Origin of the sequence: Paenibacillus agaridevorans (genome assembly GCF_003112455.1) — a bacterium.
In the GTDB taxonomy this organism is placed as follows: Bacteria; Bacillota; Bacilli; order Paenibacillales; family Paenibacillaceae; genus Pristimantibacillus; species Pristimantibacillus agaridevorans.
In genome coordinates, this window is record NZ_BDQX01000163.1 from 46,034 (window position 1) to 53,253 (window position 7,220).

Here is a 7,220-nt window from a genome sequence, read left to right on the forward strand (position 1 = left end):
CACGCGTTTGCCCCCGTGCAAATGAACCATCGAAGCATGCGGCTTAATCTCTCCGTCCATGTCGCAGCCGGCTGCATTATACCAGCGATGCGTTCGCATATAGTCCAGGTAAAGCCGCTGCGCCCCATGCAAGTCGACTCGGCGCGCGGGCCCGGCCTGATCGCAGCATTGCAGCATTTGATGGCGCCGATGCCATTCGTATTGCAGCTTGAACACCGACTCCTCCGCCAGTTCCGCAGCCAACTCGTACACGCGCCTGCGAACAAGCTCCGCTCCTTCGACATCCTCGAACAAGGCAGGCAAAGCGGCAATCAGATCCCCGTCATATCGGCCGGCATACAGCTCGGGAAGCCCTTTCGTCCATAGCGGCATCGAAGGCAGCTCATCCTGGAAGCTGCCGCCGATCGTCCGGCCCAAATCATGAGGGAAACGCCGTTCGAACTCGCCGTAAATCCGGTCATATAACTGCTCTGTCGCTCGCCTGTCAAGCCAGTTAAATCCCTGGCGAACCGTTAAGTAGCGGTATCCCCCGATTTCCGTCAGAAGCTCGGCTCCCTCCGGCGGCTCCTCGCCGCAAGCCATTCTGCGAAGCTGGTAACCGGCCAATTCCGGTTGTTCCGCAACAAGATGCGCCGGCAGGTTTGTTCCCGAGAAGCCGATCTGGTCGTAGAAAAAAAGGCGCATCCCCAGCTTCTCGGCTTCGCGCAAAGCCACCTCGAACATGGACCACCAGCGTTCGCTGAAATAGGGCGGATCGTCGGCTACGCTACCGTATTGAGGTCCCGTCGGCGCAATATTGAGGATGCCGATATTGCGCAAGCCGCCGGCGCGAAATTTTTGCAATTGCCAGCGCACGCGTTCCGCCGTTATCTCTTCCCCGCTCCACCACCAGAACGGCAAGGGACCGAAGTCCGGATCCGGAGAAGCGAAACCCTCTTGCAGTTTTTTGACATTCATGTGAGGTTCCTCCCGAAATTCCAGCATGATGACTGAAGTGGCCGAAATGCTGGAGCATTCCGGCCACTATGTCGTTCATCCGCTTTTAGTGTTTGATCAAAAAGCATGATCAAAAGCGGACCTTTTGTTAGAAGTTTTTCTGATATTCTTTATACTTTGCCGTAGCCCATTCTTCCAGCTTCGCCAGTCCAAGGCTTTCGGCCTTCTCGAGCAACGCTTCGTATGCCGCTTTGGCCTCTTCCTCGGAATTGGCCATATAAATTTTCACTTCTTCGGTCGTAACCATGTTCATGATTTGAGCTTCGATCGTCTGCTCTTCCGTATCCGGCTCCGTAGAGACCAGCCCCAGCGCCGGGTTGAACTCAAGCGCTTCCCTTGCGGCCAGACCCCATTGCGTCGCTTGAGTATCCGGGCTGTAGCGCTGCAGCGCTTCGTTAACGCCGCTGCTTCCGATCAGCCCCCACCAAACGACGCCATTTTGTTTTTGAATATCCGTGTTATTGTAGTCATAATTCATGACGGGATATTTTTCGGCTTCGTTCCACTCCCAATCTTCGCCCTCAATACCGTAAAGTCCGAGCTTTTGACCTTCTTCGCTGTACATGTACTGCAGAAATTTAATTGCGGCTTCCGGATTTTTGTTGTTTTTCGTAATGTACATGCCCGCCCAGCCGGATCCGCCCATCGGAATCCCCGCTTTGTCGCTAAGCAGCTTCGTTACTTGCTTCATTTTAAACGGTTTTCCAAGCTCCTCTAATTGAGGGTTGCTTGTTTCGGCTACGCCGCTGCCATGGGCGAAGGCTTGGCCGTTTAATACGTATTGATCGTCTTGCTGCGCATCCTTAAATGTAAAGTTCTCGGCGATCATGTAGCCTTCGCGATACAGACGGTTCATGTACAAGTAGTAGTCCAGATAGTTCTCGTCTTTCAGGTAGTAACGAGCTGCGCCGTCGATGTCGACAAACCCTTTGCTTTTCTTGAGACCGAAGTTGATGCGCAAATGCTGGCCGATTTGATCTTTATCCCATACGAGCGGGACCATATCCGGGTACTTTTCTTTGACCGAAGCAAAAATGGTTAGGAGATCATCCAGGTTGTCCAGCTTCGGATTGCCCAGCTCGGTCATAATATCTTCGCGCAGCGTCATGCCGTTTGCGCCTGGTATAGCCTTCGGATTATCCTTCCATTCTTGCTCGGTGGAGAATGCGTTGCGAACGGTATAGAAATTGCCGTCCGGCATCGTATTAACGCCGATACGTTCTTGACTGATTTCGAAATCGGGCGCATATTTATTAATCAGCTCGCCGAACGGATAAGAAACTTCGGGATCCGCCATACGCGTCAGATCGGTAGCCGTATAGACCAAATCGGGCAAGTCTCCCGATGCGATCAACAGCGGAAGCTGCTTATCGTCGGCAGCAACCTGGATGTTGAGCTTGACGCCGGTTTTCTTTGTAATCTCTTCCGGCACCTTGCCGCTCCAATCCTTCAGCGGCCACCAAGACATATTGACGAATAGGTCCAGCTCCACGATTTCTTGTTCAGCGCCTTCGCCGCCGCTTCCGTTGTCCACCTTTTCGTTACCCGTGTTGACCGGCTTGTTTCCATTGCTGCCGCTATTGCCGCCGGAGCAGGCAGTCAGCATCAACGTCATTGCAAGCGCTATCAAGCTCGTCGATTTAAAAAACTTGCTCATTGATATTGCCTCCTTTTTTATCTCTGCATCGAATATATGTGAAATCGGAATAAACCTTTTGTAAGCGGTCGATTCCGTTCTCAACCCATGTCATGCGAGCTCAGCCCAATTGCCTGCCCTACCCTTTAACCGAACCGATCATAATGCCTTGCACAAAATACTTTTGCAGGAACGGATAGACGATTAGAATCGGTATAACCGCGATAACCATTGCCGTTACCTGGATCGAAAAGGTCGTCACGCCGGTTATCGCCGCAGCCCGCTCCGCGGAAGCCAGGTCGGACGGAATCATGCCTTGGTTGATGACTTCCATCATACGATAAGTTAACGTTCTTAACGAATCCTTGTTGACGAAGTAGGCCGAGTCCATCCAGGAGTTCCACTGACCTACGCCTATAAACAAACCCATTGCCGCAATCAGCGGCTTGGAGACCGGCAATATCATTCTAAAGAAGATGGTCAGATCCGATGCTCCGTCTATGCGTGCCGACTCCTCCATCTCCGCAGGTATTTCCCGGAAAAACGAAACCGCGATAATGAGGAAAAAGATCGTCACGGCGCCTGGAACGATGTAGACCCAGAACGTATTCAGCAAACCCAGGCTGCGCAGTACTACGTAATAGGGGATAAGTCCGCCCGAGGTGTACATGGCCACGATAAAAAACGAAAAATAAAATTTCTGAAACACCAGATTGCGATACGCCAAACCATATGCCGTCAGACAGGTAAACAATATCGTGACTGCCGCTCCGATAACCGTCCTAAGCGCCGAGACGCCAAAGGACATAATCCACTTCGGGTCGCTTAAAAACTTCGTGTAATTGTTAAACGTAAAGTCCCTCGGCCAAAAATAAATGCCGCCCAGCGAAGTGTCGAGCCCGTTATTAAACGAAATAATGATCAAATAGTAGAAGGGATACATCGTAACCAGCGAGATGATAACCAGCAAACTGATATTCACCGTATCCACGACGCGGTCTTCGACGGTTCTGCGATGCATATTAAACTCCTCTCCGCCTTCAGAACAAGCTGTTTTTGGTTATTTTTTTGGACAAAAAGTTGCTGCCGAATACGAGAATGATTGCAATAATCGACTGCATCAAATCTATTGCGGTCGCATAAGCGTATCGTCCTTGAGCCAGGCCCATCTTAAACGCGTACGTCTGCAAAATCTCGGAGCGTTCGTTATTCATCGCATTGCCGAGCAAATACGATTGTTCGAAGTTGGAGCCGACAAGACCGCCGCCGAGGAGGCTTCCGACTGCCAGTATAAGTACGACCACGATCGTCCCGCGTATGCCCGGCAGCGTGATATGCCAGATGCGGCGAAGCCTGCCTGCTCCATCCATCTCGGCCGCATCATACAGCGACGGATTGAGGCCGCTGATCGCCGCGAGAAAGATGATCGCCCACCAGCCCGCTTCCTTCCACATGGCCGTCGTGACGGCCAGTCCCCAGAAGTAATTCGGACTGGACAGAAACGGGAGCGGCTTGTCGATCAAACCTAATCCCTTCAAGAAATCGTTGACAATCCCGGAGTTCGACGACAAGAAGATAACGAGCAGCCCGGAAACAACAATCCATGAAATAAAGTGCGGAAAGTAGCTGACTGTCTGTGCGAACCGTTTGAAAAAATGAACCCTTACTTCGTTGAACATGATGGCCAACAAAATTGGCATCGGAAAGGTAAAAAACAATTTCAAAAGACTGATTGCCAGCGTATTGGTTACAATGAGCTTAAAATTGTAAGCGCCGACAAATTCCTTGAAATATTTGAGCCCTACCCAATCGCTCGTAAAAATCCCTTTAATGCCGCTTGAGATGGAATAATCCTTGAATGCCATCAATACGCCGAACATCGGCAAGTAATTGAAGACTAAGACGATCAGCATTCCCGTTAACACGAATACATGAGCATATTTCTGTTTCACGATTTCACGCCAGATGGATCGTTTTACTGCCGGGAGCTGCCGCGTCCGCTGAGCTGTCTCCATTTTCGTTAGCTGCTCCAACCTATCCTCACTCCTCCCTTTTCCCCGATTCAAGCTGCTGATTGGAGAATATGACTAAATTGTATAGTCGAATGAATACGATGAATAGTGTTCAAAACTTAAAATACAGCGATCATTTTTAAGATATTTGTAAGCGTAATCATTTTCGCAATTGAGAAGTGATTATTTTTAAGAGGATTGCTTAAAAATAAAGATTAAAACGTTTTCATATACTGCGGAAACACCATTACGTTCACAAACGGAAAGGGGCTGTCCGAGAAGTGAACTTTTAAGGTAGCCCCGTTGTCCTTATGGCTCGATTATATGGGTGGGCTTGTATACTAAATTCAACAAATAGGCCGGCACCTGGCCAAACGTGTATGATAATTCATACACAATCCACCAAACAGGCTCGCACCTGGCCAAACGTGTATGATAATTCATACACAATTCATCAAATAGGCCGGCACCTGGCCAAACCTGTATGATAATTCATACACAATTCACCAAACAGGCTCGCACCTGGCCAAACGTGTATGATAATTCATACACACTCCACCAAACAGGCCTGCACCTGGCAAAATGGCTATCCAAACAATCAGTGAAAACGGAATGCTGGACGCCCCGTTTTGGTAGAATGTTAAGTGGCAGGCATCCACCTCGCCACTTTCCTGAAAGAGCAGGCACACAAAAAATTGGACGGAAGCATTTTCCGCCCAACTTTTTATTTTTGAGACTTATTGGACAGCCCCTTATCTTAACAATAATGAGCCTGACAACGTTAATGGCCCGCTGTTACTTCTTGCGCGGAAAACGTATAGCTTCCGGACACCGTCTCGTATATCGTATGCTCCGCCTCATCCCTCAGCTTCTTGACGCCTTCCGGCAATACCGTTTCTTCCCCATGACCGTAGATGTTCCTAGGGGCATAGACGATTCCCTTCGAATTGGGCGGAATCGTGACGCGGAGAGACGGTTGATTGTTCTCGTCCCTCTCCCAGCGCACACTGGCATATCCCGGGCGCAGCCGTTGCCAGGCTTCCGCCCACTTCATATCCTCCGGCATATAAGGTTTGATCAAGATGGTGTAACGTTCGGTTGCCGTATCATAACGGTAATCCATGCCGGCCAGACCTTGATACAGCCACTCCTCCAGATGACCCAGCATAAAGTGGTTCTGCGACTTGCCGACCACAGGTCCGTCCCACGCCTCGGTAAGCGTCGTTGCGCCATGTTTGATTTGATAACCGTAACCCGGCTTATCCGTTACTTGGGACATCCGGTAGATGACATCCGATCTGCCGGCCCTGCCAAGCGCAAGCAGCACATAACGGTAGCCCACATCGCCTGCCGTCGTCTGGTAGCCGCGTTCGGCAATTTGCCGCGCAAGCTTCTCGGTCAGCGAAACGCGATGCCGCTCCGGGGCAATTCCAATCGCTATCGGCATGGCAAGCGCGGTATCGCTGCCCGTTGCGTAGCTGGCCGTCTCCTCGTCCCAATATTCCCGTTGAAACGCAGAATGGATGGACGCGGCCAATTGCCCGTACTCCTGAACATCCCTTTGCTCATTCAGCATGGCGGCCATTTTCTGCATAACGACGGACAGACCGTAGTAGATCGCCGTCTCCGCCAATGGAACAGGCGTATTTTGCGAAAATCCAGGCCCTGCCGGACCGATGTCATACCAATCGCCAAGTCCCCCGGTTATGATGTACCCTTCCGACTTTCCGGTCAGATAGGCGATATAACGTTTCATGCCGGCATAGTGCTTCTCTATCAGACCGATATTGCCATACCGCTGCAGCACTTCCCAAGCGGTCAGAATATAAGTTCCGCCCCAAGCGGTCGCATCGCGGAACAGGCTTAGCGAATCGTCGAACACGACATACTCCGGAGCGGTCGTCGGCACCAGGCCGGTAGGCAATTGGGCATCGGCAATATCCTGCAGCACCTTCTTCAGCATCGCTTCCACGTCGTAGTTGTACATAATCGACGGCCCCATCAAATGAACCTGCTCCAGCCATCCCAGCTTCTCCCGATGCGGGCAGTCGGTAAATACACTTTTGGTGTTGCTGAGAATCGCCCATTGGATGATGTCATGAATCTCGTTAAGCAACGGATCGGAACATTGAAAGCCTCCTGCGGATTCCAGCTCGGGATACAGCATTTCTCCCGTGATGGCATGCAGCACCGGCAGGGATGATGGGGATGAATCGGCGAAAGCTTCGGGCACCGCTCCTTCAATCATCACGTAACGGAAGCCGGTATAAGAAAACTTGGGACGCCATTCCTCCACGCCATTGCCGCTTAACGTATAACAAAACTCGCTCGGGGCTCCCGTCCACTTCTGGTTGACCAAGCCCTCCTCCGTCAGCAGCTCCGCGCAAGTCATTACGACTTTCGATCCCGCTGCGCCGCTCACCTTTAGTTTCGGCCAACCCGAGAAATTCCGGCCCAGATCCGCCACGTAAATGCCGGGCTTGGGATTGCTTATACGCTTGGGCTCGAGGATGCGCATCACTTTAACAGGCGGAGCCGCTCCCGCCGCAAGCTTGCCGGCAGGGCCCGTAATCTCC

At 51.3% G+C, this 7,220-nt stretch carries 4 protein-coding genes and 1 pseudogene; all 5 read right to left on the reverse strand.

What is annotated here, in order from left to right; all coding sequences use genetic code 11:
• Positions 1-957: pseudogene (locus PAT3040_RS37040) on the reverse strand (hypothetical protein); the annotation flags it as partial.
• A 127-nt stretch (positions 958-1,084) separates the two neighbouring features.
• The gene (locus PAT3040_RS14280; protein WP_108993263.1) at positions 1,085-2,653 is read right to left on the reverse strand and encodes an extracellular solute-binding protein; all 1,569 of its coding nucleotides are present in this window, start codon (positions 2,651-2,653) and stop codon (positions 1,085-1,087) included.
• Positions 2,654-2,771: 118 nt separating this feature from the next.
• Positions 2,772-3,653: a carbohydrate ABC transporter permease gene (locus PAT3040_RS14285; RefSeq protein WP_087570148.1), complete on the reverse strand. Its 882-nt coding sequence runs from the start codon at positions 3,651-3,653 to the stop codon at positions 2,772-2,774.
• Positions 3,654-3,672: 19 nt separating this feature from the next.
• Positions 3,673-4,665, reverse strand: coding sequence for an ABC transporter permease (locus PAT3040_RS14290; protein ID WP_307719165.1), 993 nt, complete (start codon positions 4,663-4,665; stop codon positions 3,673-3,675).
• A 760-nt stretch (positions 4,666-5,425) separates the two neighbouring features.
• A partial coding sequence (locus PAT3040_RS37045) for an alpha-L-rhamnosidase (RefSeq protein WP_181376615.1) occupies positions 5,426-7,220 on the reverse strand: 1,795 nt, incomplete at its 5' end.